The following is a 1,133-nucleotide window of genomic DNA, read 5'->3' as shown; positions in this document are numbered from 1 at the left end:
CGAGGTCACCGGCCCGACGCACCTGCTGGGCGGCCGTGGCGGACGCGATCATCGTCTTCGTGGGGATGCAGCCTCGGTCCAGACAGGTGCCGCCCAGCAGTTCGCGCTCCACGAACGCGGTCCGGCCGTGGCGCGAGGCCCCGCAGCGCCAACGGCAGACCGGACATGCCGCCGCCGATCACCAGCGTGTCGTAGCGGCGCACGGAAGCCTCCTCGCGGGCGACGGTCCGGCGTCGAGCAGCCGGGTCGACGCTGACCGTAGAGCTTCCCCCTCGCTGGAAGGTCAACAACCCCGGGTTCTCGAGCGACGGCCAGCTCCTGGGACCCGGCTGTCCGGCCGTCTTCCCGGAGCCGTGGGAACCGTACGGTGAGGTTCGGACGTCTCCTGGGAGGTCATGACCTTGAACGAACAGAACGGTCACGGTGGACACACCTACCGCCTGGCGGGCAACCGCGGGTGGGGGTTCGCACCCGAGAAGACGGCGCTGCTGGTCATCGACCCGGTCAACGACTTCCTCTCCGAGGGAGGTGCCGGCTGGTCCATGACCGAGGGAACGGTCACCAAGCACGACGTGGTGGGCCACCTCCGCCAGGCCATCGACGCTGCCCGCGATCACCGGATCCCGGTGCTCTTCGCCCCCATGGCGTTCGTCGCAGACGACTACGCCGACCAGGAGCTGCAACGCAAGAGCGGCATCGGACGCATCATGTTCGAGCTCAAGATGTTCCAGGCCGGCACGTGGGGAGCGGACTTCCACCCCGACCTCCAGCCGGTGTCGGGCGACATCGTCCTGCAGCCCCACAAGCTCAACGACGTCTTCGAGACCGACCTCCCCGACCACCTCGAGCGGCTCGGGACCAGCCAGCTGATCATCGCCGGCATGGCCGCCAACCTCTGCTGCGAGGCCACCGGCCGACACGCCGCCGAACACGGCTACGACGTGACCTACCTGCGCGACGCCATCGGCGCCGAGAACCTGGCCGCCTACGAGGCTGCGATCCGCATCAACTACCCACTGGTCGGCAACACCGTCATCGACACCGAGGACCTGGTCGCCATCCTCGAGGCCGGCGCGACCGCTCCCGAGGACGGCGCCGACGTCTACGGCTCCGACCAGATGAAGATCGGCTCG

The 1,133-nt window shown here is 69.0% G+C and carries 1 protein-coding gene and 1 pseudogene; one reads left to right on the top strand and one right to left on the bottom strand.

The genetic code is table 11. The features are described from left to right. Nucleotides 1–167 (bottom strand): annotated as a pseudogene (locus tag WEB03_RS02195) (dihydrolipoamide dehydrogenase); the annotation flags it as partial. A 234-nt stretch (nucleotides 168–401) separates the two neighbouring features. Between WEB03_RS02195 and WEB03_RS02190 the strand changes: the two are divergent. After that, a partial coding sequence (locus WEB03_RS02190) for a cysteine hydrolase family protein (protein ID WP_368069334.1) occupies nucleotides 402–1,133 on the top strand: 732 nt, incomplete at its 3' end.

It is taken from the genome of Nitriliruptor sp., from assembly GCF_040882075.1.
GTDB lineage: Bacteria > Actinomycetota > Nitriliruptoria > Nitriliruptorales > Nitriliruptoraceae > Nitriliruptor.
The sequence above is the reverse complement of the archived record's forward strand: the minus strand, read 5'-3'. Positions and strand labels throughout refer to the sequence as shown.